Origin of the sequence: Pedobacter nototheniae, assembly GCF_004335085.1 — a bacterium.
GTDB classification, from domain to species: domain Bacteria; phylum Bacteroidota; class Bacteroidia; order Sphingobacteriales; family Sphingobacteriaceae; genus Pedobacter; species Pedobacter nototheniae.
The window spans coordinates 240978-262696 of the sequence record NZ_RQRS01000003.1; the positions used below are offsets into that span (position 1 = coordinate 240978).

21 protein-coding genes are annotated in these 21719 nt (G+C 33.4%); 4 read left to right on the top strand and 17 right to left on the bottom strand.

What is annotated here, in order from left to right; genetic code table 11:
* Nucleotides 1-182 precede the first annotated feature (182 nt).
* From EHC72_RS04575 to EHC72_RS04585, 3 genes are all read left to right on the top strand, one after another.
* Complete coding sequence (locus tag EHC72_RS04575) at nucleotides 183-2105, top strand: S9 family peptidase (protein WP_246029370.1); 1923 nt, start codon at nucleotides 183-185, stop codon at nucleotides 2103-2105.
* 3 nt (nucleotides 2106-2108) lie between these two features.
* Nucleotides 2109-3776: a sensor histidine kinase gene (locus tag EHC72_RS04580; RefSeq protein WP_131536486.1), complete on the top strand. Its 1668-nt coding sequence runs from the start codon at nucleotides 2109-2111 to the stop codon at nucleotides 3774-3776.
* A gap of 79 nt (nucleotides 3777-3855) precedes the next feature.
* Nucleotides 3856-4545, top strand: a complete 690-nt coding sequence (locus tag EHC72_RS04585; protein WP_131536487.1) for a response regulator transcription factor — start codon at nucleotides 3856-3858, stop codon at nucleotides 4543-4545.
* Nucleotides 4546-4713: 168 nt separating this feature from the next.
* Here EHC72_RS04585 and EHC72_RS04590 read toward each other — a convergent pair whose 3' ends face one another.
* From EHC72_RS04590 to EHC72_RS04605, 4 genes are all read right to left on the bottom strand, one after another.
* Nucleotides 4714-5976, bottom strand: a complete 1263-nt coding sequence (locus tag EHC72_RS04590; protein WP_131536488.1) for a metallophosphoesterase — start codon at nucleotides 5974-5976, stop codon at nucleotides 4714-4716.
* An 83-nt stretch (nucleotides 5977-6059) separates the two neighbouring features.
* Nucleotides 6060-7547 carry a P-loop NTPase family protein gene (locus EHC72_RS04595; RefSeq protein WP_131536489.1) on the bottom strand — a complete coding sequence of 496 codons (1488 nt, stop codon included), beginning with the start codon at nucleotides 7545-7547 and terminating at the stop codon, nucleotides 6060-6062.
* Nucleotides 7548-7579: 32 nt separating this feature from the next.
* Nucleotides 7580-7876 (bottom strand): DUF3861 domain-containing protein, encoded by a 297-nt coding sequence (locus EHC72_RS04600; RefSeq protein WP_131536490.1) that lies wholly within the window; start codon nucleotides 7874-7876, stop codon nucleotides 7580-7582.
* 14 nt (nucleotides 7877-7890) lie between these two features.
* Nucleotides 7891-8988 (bottom strand): vWA domain-containing protein, encoded by a 1098-nt coding sequence (locus EHC72_RS04605; RefSeq protein ID WP_131536491.1) that lies wholly within the window; start codon nucleotides 8986-8988, stop codon nucleotides 7891-7893.
* A gap of 564 nt (nucleotides 8989-9552) precedes the next feature.
* On the opposite strand from EHC72_RS04605, the gene EHC72_RS04610 reads away from it, so the two are divergent.
* Nucleotides 9553-9978 carry a YybH family protein gene (locus EHC72_RS04610; RefSeq protein ID WP_131536492.1) on the top strand — a complete coding sequence of 142 codons (426 nt, stop codon included), beginning with the start codon at nucleotides 9553-9555 and terminating at the stop codon, nucleotides 9976-9978.
* 2 nt (nucleotides 9979-9980) lie between these two features.
* Here EHC72_RS04610 and EHC72_RS04615 read toward each other — a convergent pair whose 3' ends face one another.
* From EHC72_RS04615 to EHC72_RS04670, 13 genes are all read right to left on the bottom strand, one after another.
* Entirely contained in the window at nucleotides 9981-11339 is a 1359-nt protein-coding gene (locus EHC72_RS04615) for a S41 family peptidase (RefSeq protein WP_131536493.1), read from the bottom strand.
* A 58-nt stretch (nucleotides 11340-11397) separates the two neighbouring features.
* The gene (locus EHC72_RS04620; protein ID WP_170311712.1) at nucleotides 11398-12024 is read right to left on the bottom strand and encodes a sugar O-acetyltransferase; all 627 of its coding nucleotides are present in this window, start codon (nucleotides 12022-12024) and stop codon (nucleotides 11398-11400) included.
* Between the two features lie 167 nt (nucleotides 12025-12191).
* Nucleotides 12192-12923, bottom strand: coding sequence for a hypothetical protein (locus tag EHC72_RS04625; RefSeq protein WP_131536494.1), 732 nt, complete (start codon nucleotides 12921-12923; stop codon nucleotides 12192-12194).
* A gap of 53 nt (nucleotides 12924-12976) precedes the next feature.
* Nucleotides 12977-13192, bottom strand: coding sequence for a hypothetical protein (locus EHC72_RS04630; protein WP_131536495.1), 216 nt, complete (start codon nucleotides 13190-13192; stop codon nucleotides 12977-12979).
* A gap of 318 nt (nucleotides 13193-13510) precedes the next feature.
* The gene (locus EHC72_RS04635; RefSeq protein ID WP_131536496.1) at nucleotides 13511-14389 is read right to left on the bottom strand and encodes a cupin-like domain-containing protein; all 879 of its coding nucleotides are present in this window, start codon (nucleotides 14387-14389) and stop codon (nucleotides 13511-13513) included.
* Nucleotides 14390-14531: 142 nt separating this feature from the next.
* Nucleotides 14532-15317 carry a DUF3050 domain-containing protein gene (locus EHC72_RS04640; RefSeq protein ID WP_131536497.1) on the bottom strand — a complete coding sequence of 262 codons (786 nt, stop codon included), beginning with the start codon at nucleotides 15315-15317 and terminating at the stop codon, nucleotides 14532-14534.
* Between the two features lie 98 nt (nucleotides 15318-15415).
* Complete coding sequence (locus EHC72_RS04645; protein WP_131536498.1) at nucleotides 15416-16297, bottom strand: cupin-like domain-containing protein; 882 nt, start codon at nucleotides 16295-16297, stop codon at nucleotides 15416-15418.
* A gap of 179 nt (nucleotides 16298-16476) precedes the next feature.
* Nucleotides 16477-17028: a fasciclin domain-containing protein gene (locus EHC72_RS04650; protein ID WP_131536499.1), complete on the bottom strand. Its 552-nt coding sequence runs from the start codon at nucleotides 17026-17028 to the stop codon at nucleotides 16477-16479.
* A 137-nt stretch (nucleotides 17029-17165) separates the two neighbouring features.
* On the bottom strand, nucleotides 17166-17948 hold the full coding sequence (locus tag EHC72_RS04655) for an SDR family oxidoreductase (RefSeq protein ID WP_131536500.1): 783 nt from the start codon (nucleotides 17946-17948) through the stop codon (nucleotides 17166-17168).
* Between the two features lie 26 nt (nucleotides 17949-17974).
* A complete protein-coding gene (gene hemW, locus EHC72_RS04660) occupies nucleotides 17975-19105 on the bottom strand; it encodes a radical SAM family heme chaperone HemW (protein ID WP_131536501.1) in 1131 nt (376 codons plus the stop codon).
* 133 nt (nucleotides 19106-19238) lie between these two features.
* Entirely contained in the window at nucleotides 19239-19823 is a 585-nt protein-coding gene (locus EHC72_RS04665) for a hypothetical protein (RefSeq protein ID WP_131536502.1), read from the bottom strand.
* 59 nt (nucleotides 19824-19882) lie between these two features.
* Entirely contained in the window at nucleotides 19883-20020 is a 138-nt protein-coding gene (locus EHC72_RS22615) for a hypothetical protein (RefSeq protein ID WP_165585762.1), read from the bottom strand.
* Nucleotides 20021-20442: 422 nt separating this feature from the next.
* Nucleotides 20443-21615 (bottom strand): alpha/beta hydrolase, encoded by a 1173-nt coding sequence (locus EHC72_RS04670; RefSeq protein WP_131536503.1) that lies wholly within the window; start codon nucleotides 21613-21615, stop codon nucleotides 20443-20445.
* Nucleotides 21616-21719: the final 104 nt, after the last annotated feature.

Consider the following 21719-nt stretch of genomic DNA (forward strand, 5'->3'; position numbering starts at 1 on the left):
ATGTAGTTAAAAAGAGGTAAAGCAGAAAGCGAAAGAAATCAATAGCTTTTTGTAGTATTTTATTTATTCAATAATAATGTTACTTCTGTTTTGGTTTACAAACTTATTTAAAATCCTAAATTGAACCACATCATCCCTATACTTTAGTAACATTGTTGGTGTATATCATAGTTTAAATACTCATGATATTTATTTTTGTGCTCCCGGGGGGAAATTATATGGTTAATAGAGTTTTGATAATGGTGATGGTTGCTTTGTTTTGTGCTTGTAAAGGCTTCAGAAAGGAGAAAACTATACCTATTGATGATTTCTTTAAAACGCAGGATAAGGCTTATTATCATATCTCTCCTGACGGTAAAAGCTTGTCGTACGTTAAACTACAGGATAAGAAAAATAATCTTTTTGTTGAAGATTTAGCAACAGGCAAAAGCTTGCAATTAACTCACCTTACTGAGAAAAATTTAGGCTTTTATTTCTGGACTAGCAATAACGAATTAATCTACTATACAAAAGATGATTCGAGAGACAGAAAATCTGATCTTTTTGTGATTAATAAAGATGGAACCAGGCAAATTCAACTGGGTTCTAACGAGAAAGCAAAGATAGATGTTTTGGAAAATCAACTTATTGATGATAAATATATAATCGTTTCTTCCAATAAACGAGATTCGTCTGTTTTTGATGTATACCGATTAAATGTTAGAAATGGCAAGATGGATATTGCCGCGAAAAACCCAGGCAATATCACCAATTGGATTACCGATGATAAGGGGATTTTGAAAATGGCAATTTCGAGTGATGGTGTAAATAAAACGCTTTTATATCGCGAAAATGAAAATCAATCTTTTAAGCCCGTTATTACCAATAATTTTAAAACTACACTGAATCCCGTTGCAATAGCAGAAAACCAGTCTGATGTGCTTTATGCTATTTCTAATGTTAACAGGGATAAAAATGCTTTGGTAGAGCTTGATCTTAAAACTGGAAAGGAGAAAAAAATCCTTTTCGCTAATGATACCTTAAATGTGGTTGAGGCAAAGTATTCGAGAACGAAAAAGAAAATGATTTTTGTAACCTGCGAGACTTGGAAAAAAGAAAAATTCTATCTGGATTCTACAACGAGGGTTAATTATAATAAGATTGATGCTTTACTGCCAGGTACCGAGTGGCAAGTGGAAGATAAGGACAAGCTTGATAATGTTTTTGTGGTTAGAACCTTTACGGATAAAAACCCAGGATCTTATTATTTATATTTCGCTAATCAGAATAAGCTTAGAAAACTGGCTGATGTAAATTCTTCTATCAAGGAAGATGATATGTGCGATATGAAGCCGATAAGCTATAAAAGTGTAGATGGATTAACTATTAATGGTTATTTAACCTTGCCGAAAAATAAAAAGGCTACAAATTTACCTTTAGTTGTGCTTCCGCACGATGGCCCTGTATGGCGCAATAGCTGGGGTTATAATGCCGATGTTCAGTTTTTGGCTAACCGTGGTTATGCAGTTTTACAGGTAAATTACCGAGGCTCTATCGGTTATGGGAAAGCGTTTTATGCTGCAGGTTTTAAACAACTAAGCGATAAGGTACAAGATGATGTTAATGCTGGAGTAAAGTGGCTAATTGATCAAAAAATTGTAAATTCAAAAAAGGTAGCCATTTACGGTAATGGCTTTGGTGGTTATATTGCATTAAACTGCTTATATAAAAACCCTGATTTATACAGCTGTGGTGGCTCAAATTCTGGAGTAATTAACCTGTTTAGTTACTTTAAAATGATTCCTCCATTTTTAAAATCTAAATTGCAGATGTATTACGAAATAGTTGGCAACCCAATAACTGATACCGAATATGTGCGTTCGGCATCTCCGGTTTTTCATGCTGATCGGTTTCATGCACCAGTTTTTATTGCGCAAAACCCTAAAGATCCTCATGCTAATATTGCCGAAGGAATACAGTTTATTAAGGAGTTGCAAAAAAGAAACGTACCCGTAACGCATATTGAAAAAGAAGAAGGCCCTGATCCTATAAAAAGACAGCAAAGCCGATTAATAATGTATAAAGCATTGGAGCAATTTTTAAAAGATAATATCAACAGGAAATAACGTATGGCACTGGATAAAGAAAGCGGCTATCGTAAAAACTTTCTGCTTATTGTAACTTTTATTGTTCTCATTTCTATTTTATTTATCATTTCGCTGTTTTTAGCTTTTAACTTCAGCAAAAAATATATAGAAAATGAGTTTGTATCTGAAAAGGTAAACGTACTGGAGCAAACGATTAAACCTTACAATGATTTTTTTCAAATTAAGATGCCGCAGGTATCTTATTATAGCGGTTACCTGGATTCGGCCTCGGCATCAAGATTTGCCGATACCACAACGCTTAAGTATCCTTTTGTAACTAAAATTACCTTTTACGATTCTGAGGTGAAAAATATGCCCGTTAGAGATGGCGTAAACTCTAAATCTTTTGGTTTCGGACCTAAAAATATTTATCAATTCGGGAAAAAAGTTCCAGCTGATTCAATTAAAATCTACTCAGAAGAAAATAGAAGATCTTTTGATGTAAATAGTGATTTTAATCCAATGGCTTTACAATTGCTAAGTTATATTGGTAGATTGGATACCGCAAAAGTACCTGGGCAGGAAGAGCTATTTACCAATTTCTCTGTAGTGGCATCCAATAAAATTACTTATTTAAATATTCCAAGTTTCGAAGAGCTGAAGGTATATAAGGAGATGCTCCATAAAAAACTGCCTCAAGCACCGGTTTATAAATTGGGGATGTTTGTTTTTCAGCTTGATCCAAATAAGATTAAAATTATTAACACCAAGCCTTCGCTTTTTCAAAGCATAAAGGTAGAAGCGCTTACTTATGATCCGATTAATATATCGGATGATAATTTAACAACAGAAATTGCACTGCCCAATGCCTTTTCTAATTTTAAGTTATTCTTCATCTCTTCAAAGGATCATATTAAAAAAGAGATATTTATTTACTTTTTGCCAATTGCCGTAGTGCTTTTACTTGTTTATGGCGTATTGTTACTCATTGCATTTTTAATTTTCCGTAACTTAAACATCAATAGTAAAATGTTTAAGTTACAGTACGATTTTGTAAATAACCTTACACATGAGTTTAAAACACCTGTAAGCGTAATAAAAATTGCTGGTAATAACATTAAAAGTGCAACATCACTATCAGAAAGAGAACTTAGTTTATACGGTAAAATATTAGATGAAGAAGCCGATAAACTTAATGGTTTAATGAATAAGTTGCTCGCCTTTACGCAAATTGAAAATAAAGCCATTAAGCTAAATGAGGAAGAAGTTAATATTCGCGATTTTATAGAAAGTACGGTAGAATCTCATACTTTAAAGCACCCAGATTTTAACATGACTTATGAAGTTGTGGGCTTTAAAACCTTTATTACAGACCCGGTATTGCTGGGGAGTTTGTTTGATAACCTTGCAGAAAATGCCTACAAATATTCTAAGCCTGATAAGAAGATATTACACATTAGCGCAAAGCTAATTAAGGGGGTTTTGGTATTTAGGTTTACTGATAAGGGAATTGGAATACAATCGAGCGAATTAAATAATATATTTAAGAAGTTTTTCAGAATCCAGAATGAATATAACCAAATGGGAAGCGTAGGGCTAGGTTTGGCATTCTGCAAAGAACTGGTTAACTTTATGCAGGGAGAAATTACCGTAAGAAGTAAGGTAGGCATGGGTACAGAGTTTAAAATTGTACTGCCTTATAATAATTAGAAATTGAAAAGCTGGAGCGTTGCTGGTAAACTTTATAAGCTTACAACCTTCAAACTTTTATAACATAACAGAAATATAAATGTCTAAAGAAGTAAAAATATTAATCGTAGAAGATGATGAAAATCTTCGCTTTTTAGTTGCACATCGTTTAAAAACAGAAGGTTATAATGTATTAGAGGCTCATGATGGGGATGCAGGTGAAAGAATGATTTTGGCAGATCAACCTGATATTGTTTTAATGGACTGGATGTTGCCAGGTAAACAGGGTTCTGATGTTTGCGAAAGTGTACGCGGACAGGGTTTTGAAAACCTGATTATTATGATGACGGCAAAGGCACAGGATGTAGATAAAATTGATGCTTACAATTTTGGCGCTTCGGATTATATCACTAAGCCATTTAATATGGATGTTTTAGTTGCCATGCTAGAAAGTAAGGTTAAGTTTATCGTAAATAAAGACATGGCCGAGATTCATCGTTTTGGCAATATGGAGCATCATCCAAATATTCATACTTTATTTAGAGATGGTAGAAAGATTGAGCTAACGATTTTAGAAAATCGTATTCTGCTTTACTTTTTGCGTAACCCTGGTAAGGTTATTAATCGTGATGAATTAATGTTAGTGGTTTGGGGTTACAACTCTGATGTAAATACCAGAACATTGGATATGCACATTGTTCGTTTACGCAAGAAAATAGAATTAAATCCTGATAACCCTCAGTTATTGCAAACGGTGCGTGGCGTAGGCTACCGCTTTAATGCAGGGTAATTGAATTATTGAGTTTTGAATGAGAGAGTTTTGAATGACTGAGTTTTGAATGAGTGAATGAGAGAATTATTGAATGAATGGATAAGGCGTAATGTCTAAATTCTCTCATTCAATAATTCCTTCATTCAATAATTCTCTCATTCAATAATTCAGTCCTTCAATAATTAATTAAGCTCTCTTTAGGGTGAAGATTGTAATCTCCGGTAAAATGCCAACTCTACCAGGATAGCCTAAAAACCCGTAACCAACATTAACATAAAGTTGTTGTTGTTTCTCTCTATATAAGCCCGCCCATTCTTTATAAATATATTGAATTGGGCTCCATTGATATTCTTTTAAGCGAACGCCAAATTGCATGCCATGTGTATGACCGCTAAACATGGCATCAATTTGAGGGTATTTTTCCAGCACTTCTCCACGCCAATGCGAAGGATCATGGCTTAACAGAAGTTTTACAGGTAAATCATCTGTATTTTTAACGGCAAGTTCCATTTTACCATATTTAGGAAATCGACCCATCCCCCAGTTTTCAATCCCTAAAATTCCTATTTCTTCACCATCAACTTTTAAACGTCTGTTTTCGTTCATAAGCAAATCGTAGCCCATAATTTTATGTACATCAACCATATCTTTCAGGTTTTTTACTTTTGCAGGAGAAGATTCCTTACCAAAGTAATAATCACCATAATCATGGTTTCCTAAGCTAGAAAAAACACCGAGTGGGGCCTTAACTTTAGCAAAAATATCTTGATAATCTTTAACCTCATTCGTTAGGTTATTTACCAAATCGCCGGTGAAGAAGATAAAGTCCGTTTTTTCTGCCAACAACATTTCTACACCACCTTTAACAGCTGTTTTGTTATAGAAACTGCCTGAATGAATATCGGATATTTGCCCCATTCTAATGCCATCAAAAGCCCTTGGAAGGTTGGGTAAAATTAAATCAACTTTTCTTACCTGATAATCATAAGCGCCAGAAATAATGCCCCAGCTTAATGAGGTTAATGGAACTGCCGCTGCCACCAAACCCGCTTTAACTAAAAATTCTGATCTTGAAATTGGTTCTGCTTCGTTTGTTGGTAGAACATTTTCGGTTTTTTGTACTTCTTTTTTCCTGGCAGATCTGGTAAGCTTTATAATTCCTCTTCTTAAATCATCTACCAATAAAAATGGGAGCATGGCTAATTTACAAGCTACAGTTAAAAAGAATGCAACTAAAATAATTGCCCTTAATGTTAAAAAGAGATTTAAATAAATGCCACAAAAAACACCTATAATCAGTAAAATGCTGTAGCCCCAGTATAAAATACAAAATGCTTTTTTAGTTTTTGGTTTCCACTTTTTAAAAACGGCGATGATAGCTTTGTAACAGTAAACATCAAAGGCTATGATAAATATACAAGCAACAATTATTAAGGGTAATCTTCCCATTTTACAGGATTTATTGGTTTAATATTAAAAAATAAGGCAGGTTTTTGGCCTGCCTAAATTAAATTATTTCTGTTAATAATGTATTATCTTAAATCGTCTTCATCTTCTTCTTCATCAAACTCGGCATTAAAAAGGCTTCCAAACATATCACTAAAACCAAAGCCTCCGTTTAAAAAGTTTTTGCTCAGCTGAGAGTATTCTGCCAATCCATGCAATACAAATTCCATTAAAAGTAAAGTTTGGTTTTCACTTAATTTAGGATGGAATTTCTTAACTAAATCATAAAGACCCGGCACTTTCATTAAAGCCTTTTTATACTTAATGTTTGTAAGGCTATCAGTTAAATCCAAATCATTTCCTTCAGTAAACCATTCGCTAATTTCTGTATAAGGATTAGCGGTTTTGCTTTTTTTAGCTTTTTCGGGATCAGGAAAGTAACGTGCAAATAAAGTTTTTACGGACTTACCAATTAAGGTTGTTGCAACATGTGCTGGGCCTTCCAGTTCGCCTTCATAAACCAGTTCAATCTTTCCTGTAATTGCAGGAATAATTCCAGCCAAATCAGATAAACGTACAAAAGTATTTTTCTCGCCAGCAATTAACATTCTTCTTTCTGCAGTGCTTATTAAATTTTCGTAAGCAGAAATGGTTAGCCTCGCAGATACACCCGATTTTTGATCAATGTATTCACTTTTACGTGCTTCAAAAGCAATTTGCTCCACTAAGTCTTTTACCAGTCCATCGGCTTCAATATTTGCTTTTTGCTCTGGTGATAGTTTAGCTTCCTGAAAAGTAATCTTTCTGGAAATTTCTATGCTTTTAGGGTAGTGAGTCAAAATCTGACTTTCAATCCTATCCTTTAATGGCGTTACAATACTTCCACGATTGGTATAATCTTCAGGGTTTGCAGTAAATACAAACTGAATATCCAAAGGTAAGCGCAATTTAAAGCCGCGGATTTGAATATCCTTTTCCTGCAACATATTAAACAACGCAACCTGAATCCTGGCCTGTAAATCAGGAAGCTCATTAATAACAAAAATGCTGCGATGTGCACGCGGAATTAACCCGAAGTGGATTACACGTTCATCATTGTAAGTAAGTTTTAAGGTAGCGGCTTTAATTGGGTCAACATCTCCAATTAAATCGGCAACGGTAACATCTGGTGTAGCCAGTTTTTCGGTATAGCGCTCGCTGCGGTGCAACCAGGCAATTTCTGTGTCATCACCTTTTGTGGCAATCTCATTTCTGGCAAACCAGGAGATTGGATTTAAAGGATCATCAAAAATCTCGCTTCCAGCTACGTAAGGAACATATTCATCCAAAAGGTTGACCATTAAACGGGCAATTCTTGTTTTTGCTTGTCCGCGTAAACCCAAAAGTAAAATATTGTGGCGTGATAGTATTGCTGTTTGCAATTCAGGAATCACGGTTTCATCGTAACCAATAATGCCCTGAAACTCTGCTTTATTATCGCGTAGTTGTTTAATTAAGTTTTCTCTTAACTCATCCTTAACGCTTCTTGATGTATAATTTGTAGCCTTTAACTGGCCTAATGTTTTAATATCCATACAGATTTTTTTGTATTAAAGGGCGTTTCTAATTATTGGTGGCTTTTTAATTTGCGCATAAAAGAGCCAAATACTGGAAAAAGCTCAGTAAAAAGTGGATTATCTCTATTTTTAATCATCACTTCGCTAAACATTTTAAGCCCAATGGCAAATTCAGCACTTTGCTGGTCGTCTTCAAAAATATTTTTGCTTTTGATAGTCTTAATAATTTCAAAAAGATTATCATGGTTGTCAAATTCAAACTCTAAAGGTTCATTTTTAATATCTTCTTCCTTTGCTAAGGCTATTTCTTTTAAAATAAGTTGGTATTTATTAGTGCGTTTAATCATTACTGGTTTAAAATTTATCGAACAGTTCTTTTTCTGTTTTTAATATAATCTTCAAATATATATTCGCCCAATCCATTTAATGAACTGTAAAATGCTCGGCCTCCATTAATTTGGGTAAACTGGCGAACAAACTGCTGCAAATAAGGGTCTTTAGCGATCATGAATGTTGTAATTGGAATTTTTAATCGCTTGCATTGTGCGGCCATATTAAGTGTTTTATTAATCACTTTACGATCCAAACCCATACTATTTTTATAATACTTACCATTTTCCTTTAAGCAGGTTGGTTTTCCATCAGTAATCATAAAAATTTGTTTGTTATGTGTTTTCCTGCGGCGTAGTAAATCTGCGGCAAGCTCCAAACCAGCATAAGTATTGGTATGGTAAGGGCCAACCTGTAAATAAGGCAAATCTTTAACACTTATTGGCCAGGCATCATTTCCAAACACAACAATATCAAGCGTATCTTTTGGGTAGCGGGTTTTAATGAGTTCGGCTAAAGCCATGGCTACTTTTTTAGCAGGCGTAATTCTATCTTCGCCATATAAAATCATGGAGTGCGAAATATCAATCATCAACACAGTAGAAGTTAGGGTTTTAAAATCCTTTTCTTCCACCTCTAAATCACGTTCTGTTAAGGTAAAATTACCAATACCATGATTAATTTGTGCATTGTGAATGGACGCCGTCATATCAATCTGATCCAAACTATCGCCAAAATTATATTCTCGTCTATCGGCATTTTTCTCTTCGCCAATGCCAGATTGGTTGCTATTATGGTTTCCTTTTCCAGCTTTTTTTAATTTGCCAAAAATTTCTTCCAATGCCGATTTACGAATTGTTTGTTCAGTTTTAGCCGTAATTTTGAAATCTCCAGTTTGGTTATCTTCTGTTAAATAACCCTTTTCTTTCAAATCATCTATAAAATTACCGATGCCATAATCGTTATTGGTGAGCTTATATTGCTTATCTAGCTCATTTAACCAGCTTAAAGCTTCCGCTGCATCACCCGCTGTATAATTCAGCAATTCGCTGAATAATTTCAACAACTCATCAAATCCACCCTTTGGCGTATCGCCAGGCTTATAATCAGAAAAACGAAAACCTCTCATGTGCTTGTATAAACGGATAATCGAAGATAAAAGTTTGGTAGTGGATTAATTTAAGCGTGGTGTCATATTTAGAGAGGAAAGATTAAAGCATAAAGCGAAAATGCAAACTATTGATTTGAGCGTTACCGCTCCGATGAAAAATCGGGAACGGTCGGGCTTTTTAGGGCTTCGCTTCGCTGCGGTACCAATAAAAAATTGGTACTAAACCCTTACAATCCCTAACGCAAAAAAGCAAAGCGTAAAATCAATTTTACAAAAATTGAAGCTGTTTGAATTTAAATCAAATTTTTTATAGTATAATTTTGGCTCCTGAAAAGCATGGAGAAAACGGCTTCTCTACACAAGAAGATAATTAAACAAATTAAGCAGTTTCCTAAAACTTAAACAGGCTTTAAACTCATGTGATTTTCTTGTTGTAAATTTTTCGTTTTAAATTTTTTTACAACGAAAAATTTACAACAAGAAAAATACCGTTCAGGATCTGCCTAAATTTCATTGATAATTTAAACAGTTTCTTAAGTTTTTGAGAAATTAAATGCACTTTTATTCTAAACTAATCCAACAATGAAAAAACTATTAACCATCGCTTTATTTTTTATTGGTTTAAGCGTTCAGGCACAAACGCCAAAAGATAAGCAAGCTATTCTAAATGTATTAGAAAACCAACGGGCAGCCTGGAATAAGGGTGATGTTGAAAGTTATATGCAAGGCTATGTAAAAAGTGATAGCTTATTGTTTGTTGGCAAAAGTGGACCAACCTATGGATGGCAAAAAACATTAGATAACTATAAACGAGGTTATCCTGATAAAGCTGCAATGGGTTATTTAACCTTTGGAATAAAAAAAGTAGAATTTTTAAATAAAGATGTAGCCTTCGTTTTAGGGAGCTGGAATTTGAAAAGAGAAAAAGATGAGCCAAAAGGCTTTTTTACCCTTCTTTTAAAAAAGATAAAAGGAGAATGGAAAGTTGTGGTAGATCATAGCTCATAAATTTACTGTTTAAGCAAATAATTAATCACAGGGTCAATGCCATTAATTTGATCCAAATAGGTTGTTTTAATTAGTTTATCTGGTATAACAGGATGCTTCGTTTTGTCTTTACAATCTGCACCTAAATCAAAAGATGTGGTTACTTGCATCATTATTTTACTATTTGGAAGGTTAAATCTATAAACCTCACCAAAATCACTTGTGTTTTCGCCTGTAGGTTCGCCAATTAAAGTTGCCATTTTAAAGGTTTTAACGCCATCTGCCAGCATATTTGCGCTAGAGAAAGTCATTGGCCCGGTAATTATAAACACCTTGCCATTAAAAACTGTATCTGTAATAAACATAGGGTCTTTGGCATCACAGTTTATAAATTCCCAAATGGTATTACTATTCTTTTTTAAATAAGTACTGCTGGTATCGCCATTGGCTATAATACTTTTCTTATAAGTATCACTTATTTTCCAGTATTTGGCTGCAGATAGTATGTATTTATCCTTGTTAAAATAACTGATTAATAAATCGGCAATAATGGAATTACCTCCAGTATTTTTTCTCAAGTCGATGGCTACAGTATTTACTTTTTTGGTTCGGATTTCACTAAAGCAGGAATCGAAAAATTTGTTAAAGATTTTATAGTTGCTTCCCATTGAAATTAAATCGATGTAGCCAACCTTATTCTCTATGATTTTGAAAGTGTATGATTTTCCTAAAATTGAAGGGAAAGCGTTGCCAAGTAAATCTTTAAGAATTGTACCTTCAGCAATGGTTTTTTGCTGTTTTTGTTTGTTATAAATGTATTCCACATTAAATGGCGGTTTAATTCCCGATAGGTATAAATTGTAGCCGAGTAATTTAATTGCCAGTTCTTGCCGATAGGCTTCTATACCTCCAATTAATGTGGCTCCTTTTTTGTAAAACTGACTTAAATCAGTGCCATTTATAGAAATAATTTGAGCGCCTTTTGGGATTTCCGTTCCTTGAAAACTAGTGAGCGCATAAACGTTTGATTTTTTATCGGCAACAAAGCTAAAGGGAAAAAATATTTTCTTGCGAAAATCAACTTGAAATGCCGATTGGATAAGAGATGGGGTAGTATGACCATCTTTTATCACACTGGTTAATTCACCCATTTTTAAAGTAAAGGGTCTAATTTCGATAGAATCAGGAAGATTGTTTTTCAAGCTATCTATCTTTTTTAAATATTGCGCCTCACTCACATAAAGAAATGGATTGTAATGAACTTCGCGTAAAGTTTTATCGTAAAAATCAATATCTGCTACTGCCTGGCTTTTAGCAATATATTGTGCGTGTATTTGTAGGCTAATTAAAATTAAGCTAGAAATAATGTAAAATCGTCTCATAGATTAGGGTGTTGGAATATAGACGTTTAAAAATTATATCTAGTTGCACGAAATTGATTTATAAATCAGATTTTTCTTCTAGTTTAAAGTTTTTGTAATAAAAATCTTTGTCGGCATCTGTAATTTGTCGAATCACTTTACAAGGATTTCCTACAGCTAAAACATGATCAGGAATATCTTTTGTAACTACACTGCCAGAGCCGATAACGGTATTGCTGCCAATGGTTACACCTGCATTTATCACCACGTTACCACCAATCCATACGCTATCCCCAATGGTAATAGGCTGTGCCCATTCATATTCCTGATCTCTTAAATGCGGGTGAATAGGATGGCCAGCAGTATAAATAGCTACATTTGGTGCAATAAAAACATTATTGCCGATGCTCACTTTAGCGCAATCTAAAATAACAAGGTTAAAGTTCGCGTAGAAATTATCTCCAATTTCTATGTTGTAACCGTAATCACAACGAAAAGGAGGCTCGAAATAAAACATTTTTTCAGTTTTACCCAATAATCTTTTTAGCAATTCCTTACGTTGTTTAATAAATTTTGGAGCTGAATTGTTAAACTCGAAAATAATTTCACGAGCTTTTAATCGTTCTTTTGATAGTTCAGCATCACCTGCCTGGTAAGCTTTACCAGCTAACATTTTTTGTTTCTCAGTTTGTATATTTGATACCATGTGGCAAATTTAATTTATGCGAATTTAGTCAAGAAATAAAGATTTTTTGTAAAGGAATTATTTAAAAAAAATAATGTGATGCTCTTCAATAAAATATTGTAAACGAAAAATGAGGCTACACAATTTACGAAATGTATAACCCCTTAAAAGTATTGCAAAACATATTACTACCCTTTGGTTCTTAAATTTTGAAATGCCTGTTTTATTTCCCCTGAATCTAAGTTGCTTAAAATTGGTTTGAATATTTTAACATCGATTATTCTTCTAGGCATTTCGATTTTTTTATTATTGTGGACTGTAGTCGTGGGATTATAAACAGATGATACCTGAATCAATTTCATTTTTTTTACTTTGTCAATGTTTTGAGAGAGAGAGTAGTTTGAGCTATTCTTCCAATGTGGATCAAAAACTAAGTAAGTTGTATCAGGATAATTTCCATTAAGATTAGATTTATAAACATAGGTTTCTTTGATAAGACCTTTGGAAATATCCTTCTTAGAAAATAGTATGCTTTGCTCGTCGAAATCTGCTCTTCCACCTTTTAATAAAGGGTTTTCAAAAAGAAGGGAATCGACTTTAAAGAATTTTGAGACTTTGATACCTTTGTCTTTTTCAAAAGTTAATCCAGAATTACTATTTAGATAATGCACAAAATACATATGATGAAATGATTTTGACTTTATGGCTGCTGGATTATCTGATATTTCTATTTGACCGTTGTTAATCGCTTTACTATTGTAAATTGTTGACTTTATGGAAGTACGATATAGAAAGGCATTGTCAAACTTTGCTACTAACAATGTGTCATTTTGCGAATCGTAAATTGCTCCTGAACCCCGATCAACTATACGAATATTGGTTTCGATACCGATAATTGCCATATCTGGAATTTTATTCACCTTGCAGGCTGTAAAAAACGAGCCGAACACAAAAAATATTAACAACGTTCTCATTAAAAAATATCATTTACATTCCATACTTCACACGTAGCTGTTAGGTTTTGGCTCACTCCTGGTACTGGATTTAGTTTAGATTCACAAATGATTTTAGCTTTAAAATTAAAATATGCTTTTGCTGTCGCATAATACTTACCAATAGTTGGTTGAAGAATGAAATTTGATATGGTAATCTCAGTCGCGGGTGTAATCCCTTCTAACCCCTCATTCAAATGATCGATTTTATCCTCATTTTTATTACCAATAAACTCAACTTTCTGTGCTCTTATGATTTTCCAATCATAGTCAATGTGATCTTATTGGGAGCGTTAGAGTGTTTCATAAATTAAGTTGTTAGATTTTAAACTAGTAAGTTTTTCTTTGTAAGATAGCGTCTAACAAATTATAATGAGATTACCAAATAATTATCTATTTGTTAATAATTCTTCTATAAGAAAAGGTGCTCCATAAACTGATGAATTAATTTAATCTCTAAAAAAAAAATGGGGCTTCGTTTTACGAAAGCCCCATTCATTTATGTGTTAATATTTTTATGGTTTGCCTTTTGCAAGTGCTTTTTCGGCAATTTTTACTGCTTTTTTCTCTCTCCAGTTGGCATACTTTTCTTTAAAAGTCATTTTAATTAAACTATCAATTGCACCGTGTGTAAACAAACTCCAAACGCTGGCTACTTTACGGGTAATGGATTGATCCCAGGCACGTAAGCTTAATGAGAATGAGCCATCTAAATATTTCATCCAGTGCCACATTCCTGTTGGCATAAATAAAGTATCGCCGTGCTCCAAGAAAACTTCATAACCTTCAACACCGTTTAATGCTGGAAATTTTTTAAAATCTGGATTCGCCACATCATAATCTTCCAAAGCATATGTAGCATTTGGTAAGCAATATAAACGATCTTTCCATTTATTATCAAAAAGGATGATGTGTTTTCTACCACCAAAGTGGGTATGGAAAATGTGTGGTAAATCTATATCGTAATGTAGAAAGGTAACTGAGTTGGAGCCACCAAAAAACATTGCTGGCATACTTTCTATAAAACCGCCCATTAAATCTTTGGGGATTTTTACATCGTTAATTAAGCTTGGAACTTTTTTAAACAGGTTAAAGAAAAAGATTCTTAATTCTGTTGGTTCGCGTTTAATTAAATCCAGATAGTCGCCAAATTTCATATGCGCAGTTGCTGCATTGATTGGTTTTGAAGGATCGGCTTTTGAATTATCGTAAAGAGGAACTTCTAAATCGCCACCTATTTCTTTCAAATATTCAGTTGTCCACTTTTCTCTTGCAGGCCAATCTTTTGTTAAACCTTTAATTACTAACGGACGTTTTGTTTTCAGATAATTTTTTTTGAAATCTTCTGGAGTGATACTCTCAACAATGTCTACTGGTTTTAAAATGAAACTCATGCGCTTAAATCGGTTGTTTGTAACCGAACAACAAATGTGTAAAATTTATTTTATAATTAACATACCAACGGACAAATGTGATGAAAATTACTTATTATAAATTTTGCCGTTAGTTAACAATTTGTTGTTTTACGAATGAAAGTTACGCGATTACTTTTCTACTAATGATTTGCTCGTAAGCTGCATCCCAAAGTTTTACCCTCATTTCTAGGGCTTCTTTCGTTATATTCTCTGCTTCATTCCAAAATTCATCATTAATTTCACAAAGTTTTTCTGTCATTTGTAAGGCTAAATGACTGTGATGATCGCCATCTACTTCAATATGACGCTCTAAATAGTATTTGAAAATGGATACTTTTTCTGGGTTGGTACTATTTAAATCCGTTACCATTGAAAAAAACATTCCTGGAATTAAATCTTCGCGACCGAAAGTAAAGCTTGCTGCTTGTAAATGTGTTTTACCACCGTTAATGGTTTTAAAAGTGGCGTTTACAAAATCCTTTGCTGCCGCCGGAACTTTTGCAATTTCAAAAGCTTCATTAAAACTTTTACCGTTTTTTAATTCTGCTAAAAATATATTAATAGGTTCTGTATCTGCTCCAGATTGTTGCATTGCATCCAAATAAAGCTCAAAGTGGCTTTTAATATTGCCATCTGCATCCACATCGGATTCTTCACCAGCAACAATTTCATTGATTAATTGTCTGGTTACAGCATCACCAACAGGAAACCAAGGTAGGGTAGTACACGTTAAATTAATTTGTAAAGCTTTTAGCAACGACATAAAATCCCATACAGCAAAAATGTGGTGCTGCATAAAAATTTGCAAATCTTCGAGTTCGCTTATTGCAGAATAAACCTTATGATTAATAATCTGCTGCCTAAGCGGTTCAATATTTTCCTGGATTTTAACGATGTTTTGGTGCATGCTTTTTTAAATTGTTGAATCTTGAATAATTGAAGTTTGAGTAACAAATGAATTGAATTTCCACATTCACTCATTCAAAAATCACTCATTTAATCATTCTATCTCGGTAAGTTTTTTTGTAATGCTTTAGTTGCTCTTTTAATTGCTAGTTCCTCTTTCCATCTCATATATTTCTCTCTGAAATTAGCTTTCATAAAGTCGTCAAATTTACGTTGCAAGGTTAAGTTGTACAAGCTTTTTGTTTTAACGGCCCAACTTTTATCCCAAGCCCTTAAACTTATTGAAAAAGAGCCATCGAGATATTTCATCCAGTGCCAGTAGCCTGTTGGCATAAATAGCGTATCGCCATGCTCCAAAAAGGCTTCAACACCTTTTACACCTTCCAATGCGGGAAATTTTTCAAAATCAGGATTCTCCACATCGTAGTCCTCAAGCGCATATGTGGCATAAGGAATTTGATATAAACGTTCTTTCCACTTGTAATCGAACAAAATTACATGCTTTCGCCCGTTAAAATGAGTATGGAAAATGTGTGCTAAATCTATATCGTAATGTAAAAAGGTTACAGAGCCTTTACCGCCAAAAAACATATTGGGGTAGCTATCTAAAAAACCACCCATTAAATCTTTTGGTGCAATGTAATCCTCTAATAACTTAGGGGCAAACTTAATAGGGTCGAATAAAAATATGCGTAAGTCTGTTGGCATTTCTTTAATCAAATCTATATAATCGCTAAACTTCATTTCTGCAGCTGCGGCATTTATCGGTTTAGATGGATCTGCCTTAGAACTATCATATAAAGGAACACTTTTATCACCAACTACATCCTTCATATAATCCATTGTCCATTTTTGGTAAGCAGGCCATTTTTTAGCCATGTTTTTTATTACCAGTGGTTTACGCGGATTTAAGTAGTTTTTTTCAAAATCAATTTTAGATATGTCTTCAACTATATCTATTGGAGATAAATCGAATTTCATGTTAACTTATTATTAAGACAGGCAAAATTAAATATTTAGCTACATCTATATATAAGGACAGGTAAATCGTGAAAAAAGTCTGACAATTAAACGAAAAAAGTCAGAAAGTTATTCGTTTTGAAATAAAAAAAGACGTTTTTGCATGTGCAAAAACGTCTTTTTTATAGGGATGACTAAAATTATTTAGGCATTAAAACGGTATCAACAACATGTATAACACCATTTTTTTGCCAAACATCAGCAATGGTTACTGTGCTCATTCCACCTTTTTCGTCTTTTAATACTAGTTTTTTACCTTCCATCCAAGCCCAAAGTTTTCCACCTTCTACAGTAGTTAATTCTGCTTTACCTTTACCAGCTTTAATTGCTGCAGCAATTTCTTTGCTACCCATTTTGCCAGCAACAACATGGTAAGTTAAGATTTTAGTTAAAGTTGCTTTGTTTTCTGGTTTAACTAAAGTTTCTACTGTTCCTTTAGGTAATTTATCGAAAGCTTCGTTAGTTGGAGCAAAAACGGTAAATGGACCTGCGCTTTTTAAAGTTTCTACTAAACCTGCAGCTTTAACAGCGGCAACAAGCGTAGTGTGATCTTTTGAGTTTACTGCATTATCTACAATATCTTTAGTAGCGTACATGGCAGCGCCACCAACCATCGGATTTTTTTGAGCGTAAACTTGTGATGTAAATGCCATTGTAACTACGGCAATTGCTGATAAGATTAATTTTTTCATTATTTCTATTTTTTAAGTTTCTGTTATTTGAACTCATTTACGAGGACTTGCAAAAACTGGTTTTTTAGAAAACAATAAAAATAATTAAACTGTTGTTTTTCAGTGGTTTAATTTGAATTTTAAAAGCTCTTTTTAAGTTAAACTACTTTTGCTTCTCTTACTTTTTTGGAGAAAATTTTTGGAAAGAAGCGTTTTAGCAATACTGCTTTTGTTTCTTTACCGCCAATATAAACCTCTTCTTTTTTATTTTTAATGGCGATAATAATTTGTTCAGCACAGGTATCTGCACTCATTCCACTGTTTTGAGCATCATCCATTGTTCCTTGGTTTTCGCCCGTTGCTGTAAGTGCATTTATAGATACGTTAGTTTTCATAAAACCTGGACAAATAATGGTAATATCTATGTTTTGGTTATAAACTTCTGATCTCAAAGAGTCAAAATAACCGTGCAAAGCATGTTTGGATGCCGCGTACGCAGAGCGAAATTTAGTGCCAAACTTACCAACCAAACTACTAATGCAAACAATTTGGCCACCACCATTGGCAATCATAACAGGTAAAACAGTTTTGCTTAAAATTACGGTTCCCCAGAAATTGGTATCCATAATTTTTTGCTCCATTTGGATAGTGGTTTCTAAAGCTAAGGAACGTTGACTTACGCCGCCGCTATTAATTAGTAAATCAATCTTCCCGAAAATACGAATAGCCGCCTCTGCCTTTTCGCTAAGTGTTTCTGTTTCGCTTAAATCAAATGGCAACACATGCACATTAAAAGAATTTTGGCAATTGCCTTTTACCCTGAATAATTCATCTCGATTGCGTGCGGATATAATTAACTTATCGCCTGCTTTAAAATATTTGTAAACTAAGGCTTCGCCAATTCCTGAAGATGCGCCAGTTATCCATACAATTTTAGACATATATTTTAATTTTAAAACTCGTTAATTCAGTCATTAATGATAAACAATTCGGATGCAATGTGGTCGGCAAATAATTTACCTTCCTTGCTCAAAGTAAGTGTTTCGCCGTCTTTAATCAGCCAGTCTTTTTCTTCAAAACTTTTTAAATTATATAGCGTTTCTTCATGGAAATCTTTCCCGAAATCGATTTTTACTTTATCCAAATTAATACCCCACATTGTTCGAAGGGAAGTCATCATGTACTCGTTAAAACGGTCGTTAATACTTAATTCTTCAACAGTTTCCGGTAATTTATTGCTATTTAAAAGTTCTATGTACTGCGCATTATTTGCGGGATTCATGTATCTGTTGTAACCATCGAAACCGTGGGCAGATGGGCCGATACCTATATAATCTATCCCTTTCCAATAATTGGTGTTGTGGATAGCATAACAACCTGGCTTAGCGAAATTCGAAATTTCGTAATGCTCAAAACCTGCTTCAATCAATTTTTCCATCAGAATTATAAATTGAGCTGCACTTTGATTATCACTTACCGGAATTTGTTTTTTGTTTTTTATGGCATGAGCCAGCGCCGTTCTTGGTTCAACAGTTAATGCATAAGCAGAAATATGTGGAACTTGTAACTCAATAGCTTTTTGAATGTTAGAAAGCCATTTTGTATCGGTTAATAGGGGATAGCCGTAAATTAAATCCAGTGTTAGGTTTTCAAAACCTGCATCCTGACTTCTTTTTATGCAATCTTCTGCTTCTAAAGCATTATGCGCCCGATTCATCCAAATTAAATCTTCGTTATAAAAAGATTGAATGCCAACACTAAAACGGTTAACAGGCAACTGCTTTAATTCCTTTAATTTTTGTGCAGTTAAATCATCTGGGTTAGTCTCAATCGTAATCTCTGCATCTGCGCTAACCGAAAAGGTTTGATTTATAGCATCGAATATCTTTTGCAAACTGGCTTCCGGTAGGATAGAAGGTGTACCACCACCAAAGTAAATACTCCCAACTTGGCCGCTAATCCGATCTTTTTTTAACTTAATTTCTTTGCAAATGCTTTCTACCATTTCATCAGCATACTTTAAAGAAGTGCTAAAATGAAAATCACAATAATGACAAGCTTTTTTACAGAAAGGAATATGGATATAGATACCGGACATTCCTGCAAAGATACGAGATAATATTATGCGTTATATTGCGAATGTAATTCGCTTTGAATTGATTTTACCTGTTTATGATGAATTAGAGGTTTTTATAACCACATAAATTGAAACCTCTTTTCATGATGGCATCTTATATTGCTTCAATTTTTTTTGAAACCTCTTTTCCTTTTTCTGTATTTCTCAGTTTTATCGATAATTTACTGAAAAACTGTTCAAAATCTGTTTTTTTTAATAAAGAAAAGGAGCTATTGATCGATAATAAAACATTTATAAACATTAATGAAATTGGTGAATCAGGATGGTTTGTAAAAAAGGTTAGATATTCTTTGTTTTGAATGGTTGCATTCATATCTTCAATATCTGAATTATATTTACCCCCCTTAACTGTTGCTCCATTAACATCCATTCTTATAAAAATCTCAGCATCACTGTCTATAGCAAGAAGTCTTTCATCAAGGGTTCTCTCTCTTGATTTTTGCAAATAGGTATCGAAATTTTCTGTAGAATCTCCTGATAGGAACAGTTTCCTTAATTCAAAATCATCATCTTGCTTAACATCAAAATGGAATTTTTTATTAAGGATAGGACTCATAGTAATACCTTTTCTGTTAAGATCAACTAAATAAGCATATTTATAAGGCAATTGATTAATTAATAGTCCATTGATTTTGCGATTCAGAGTTTGACTATACAGACCCTGAATTGAGAATAACATAATGATAAATGTTATTGTAAATTTACTTTTGTGCATTACGAAGTTATTCTTTCCCAATTTTACAAACACATATCCGCAACAACTGCTGCTCTTAGGCCATCTTTATAAGAATTGCCTGTAAGTGCGGGTGTATTAGGCTCAATGCAATATTCAAGTGTTGTATCTTTATCCATAAGGCCATCGATTACGTTTTTCATCTCAATTTTATTGAGAGTTTTTAGATTTTTATACCAAGATAAGATCAATAACATATATCTGTATGAAAAAAGATATATTTTTAAAATGTTTATTTTCAATAAATTTATAGTATTAATATACTTTGTTAATTGAATTAATTGACGAAAATAAAGATAAATTGGCATTGTATACTGCTGTTCTTATTGAATCGTAAGAATGGATTATGGGGAAATTGCTAGTTTTTATAACCACATCATAAGGTGGGAGTTGATAAAAAAGATTGTCTTGATAATTTGAATATCTGTTAAATAATTATAGCCCGTATTTCTACGAGCTATAATCTTTTATTGTTCTTTAATTTTGGCTTCTGCAAATCAAACTTATCTGCACGTTATGCCAGAATTTTGTACTTATTCTTATTTAACATCATTAATTTAAATGTTTATGGCTTCTTCGACCAGGTCCAATATTTAAAAATTGACTGATGATCTGCATCGTCTAAATATGTTACAACAACGTTAGGATTTTCCTTTTTAATCATTTCTGAATGAATTGAAGGAATAGTAACATCTTTTTTTCCATGGAAAATTTGAACAGGTATGGTAGCCTTTTGAAGGTATTTACTCGTTTCAATATTAAAATTCATATACTGCTTGGTTTGCTCATTAAGAATAAGGCCTAAAATCGGCAGAATGGAAAGTGCCTCGCTATACATATCATAATATGGAGCTAGTAAAGTCAAACCAGAAGGTTTAGTTTTTGTTTCAGCAACCAGATGAGCTGCAATTCCTGTCCCGAGCGAATAGCCAATCACCACAATAGGTACACCTACATATTCCTTCGACACCTCCTGATATACAATTTCCGTATCATTGAATAATTCTTCTTTATTAGTAAGAGTACCTGTAGACAATCCAAAACCTCTGTAATCCATCATAACAAGATCATATCCACTATCCTGAACATACTTTTCTGCAGCAGGCTTAAATGTAAGATTCTCTCCGGCATTTCCATGTAAAAAAAAGATAAGACCCTTTGATGGACCTACTTTCCTTTTGTAATGTAAGGCATGTATTGTTGTATTTTCATCAGTATTGATGAACCTTTGTTTTAAATCATATGTCGATTGTAATTCTAAAGAAGGGAGAAGTAAACCAAGGCCTGCTAATGAATACCTACCATCGGTAGTTGGGTGAAAAAGAACCATATTTTCGAGGATAGGAGCCAGAATTTTTACTGCTATACTCTGTAAAATAACTACAGTGAGATCTAATGGATTATCTAAATAAGATTCAGTCGTGGCTAAGGCATTTTTTGAGATCGAGTTATTAGTTGCGCTTGGCACTTGATACTGACTTACTATTTTTGTTATTTGTTGATATTCTTTTTCCGAAATGGGCGTACTTACACCTTTGGATCGTAAAAAAAACTTTCCATTTTCTTTAATAACGTCTAATCCATAATTTGCCAACCTGAATTTATCTGGTAAAGACTTTTGTTGTGTAGATTCAAGAGAATTCCCTTCCGATTTGGAATTCTCATTCTTTTTACAGCCATTTATGCAAATGATTGTAAAAATAAATAGTAGATAAATGGTTTTTAAAGAGTTTTTCATTTTTAAATTTATAAAGTTATTATTAGGTTAATTATCAGCAATTTAGATGCGAAAATCTATTAATTAAAACTTTCATCTATACAACCATATTACTTGCATAAGCA

What these genes read in the sequence shown, in the direction of transcription:
- EHC72_RS04645 (WP_131536498.1), bottom strand. Translation starts at nt 16,297, where the DNA reads ATGAAATTCGATTTATCTCCAATAGATATAGTTGAAGACATATCTAAA.
- EHC72_RS04635 (WP_131536496.1), bottom strand. Translation starts at nt 14,389, where the DNA reads ATGAGTTTCATTTTAAAACCAGTAGACATTGTTGAGAGTATCACTCCA.
- EHC72_RS04650 (WP_131536499.1), bottom strand. Translation starts at nt 17,028, where the DNA reads ATGAAAAAATTAATCTTATCAGCAATTGCCGTAGTTACAATGGCATTT.
- EHC72_RS04585 (WP_131536487.1), top strand. Translation starts at nt 3,856, where the DNA reads ATGTCTAAAGAAGTAAAAATATTAATCGTAGAAGATGATGAAAATCTT.
- EHC72_RS04620 (WP_170311712.1), bottom strand. Translation starts at nt 12,024, where the DNA reads ATGGTATCAAATATACAAACTGAGAAACAAAAAATGTTAGCTGGTAAA.
- EHC72_RS04595 (WP_131536489.1), bottom strand. Translation starts at nt 7,547, where the DNA reads ATGGATATTAAAACATTAGGCCAGTTAAAGGCTACAAATTATACATCA.
- EHC72_RS04600 (WP_131536490.1), bottom strand. Translation starts at nt 7,876, where the DNA reads ATGATTAAACGCACTAATAAATACCAACTTATTTTAAAAGAAATAGCC.
- EHC72_RS04605 (WP_131536491.1), bottom strand. Translation starts at nt 8,988, where the DNA reads ATGAGAGGTTTTCGTTTTTCTGATTATAAGCCTGGCGATACGCCAAAG.
- EHC72_RS04580 (WP_131536486.1), top strand. Translation starts at nt 2,109, where the DNA reads ATGGCACTGGATAAAGAAAGCGGCTATCGTAAAAACTTTCTGCTTATT.
- EHC72_RS04575 (WP_246029370.1), top strand. Translation starts at nt 183, where the DNA reads ATGATATTTATTTTTGTGCTCCCGGGGGGAAATTATATGGTTAATAGA.
- EHC72_RS04655 (WP_131536500.1), bottom strand. Translation starts at nt 17,948, where the DNA reads ATGTCTAAAATTGTATGGATAACTGGCGCATCTTCAGGAATTGGCGAA.
- EHC72_RS04610 (WP_131536492.1), top strand. Translation starts at nt 9,553, where the DNA reads ATGAAAAAACTATTAACCATCGCTTTATTTTTTATTGGTTTAAGCGTT.
- EHC72_RS04615 (WP_131536493.1), bottom strand. Translation starts at nt 11,339, where the DNA reads ATGAGACGATTTTACATTATTTCTAGCTTAATTTTAATTAGCCTACAA.
- EHC72_RS04640 (WP_131536497.1), bottom strand. Translation starts at nt 15,317, where the DNA reads ATGCACCAAAACATCGTTAAAATCCAGGAAAATATTGAACCGCTTAGG.
- EHC72_RS22615 (WP_165585762.1), bottom strand. Translation starts at nt 20,020, where the DNA reads ATGAAAAACGTAATCGATGGCCTTATGGATAAAGATACAACACTTGAA.
- EHC72_RS04670 (WP_131536503.1), bottom strand. Translation starts at nt 21,615, where the DNA reads ATGAAAAACTCTTTAAAAACCATTTATCTACTATTTATTTTTACAATC.
- EHC72_RS04590 (WP_131536488.1), bottom strand. Translation starts at nt 5,976, where the DNA reads ATGGGAAGATTACCCTTAATAATTGTTGCTTGTATATTTATCATAGCC.
- hemW (WP_131536501.1), bottom strand. Translation starts at nt 19,105, where the DNA reads ATGTCCGGTATCTATATCCATATTCCTTTCTGTAAAAAAGCTTGTCAT.
- EHC72_RS04665 (WP_131536502.1), bottom strand. Translation starts at nt 19,823, where the DNA reads ATGTTATTCTCAATTCAGGGTCTGTATAGTCAAACTCTGAATCGCAAA.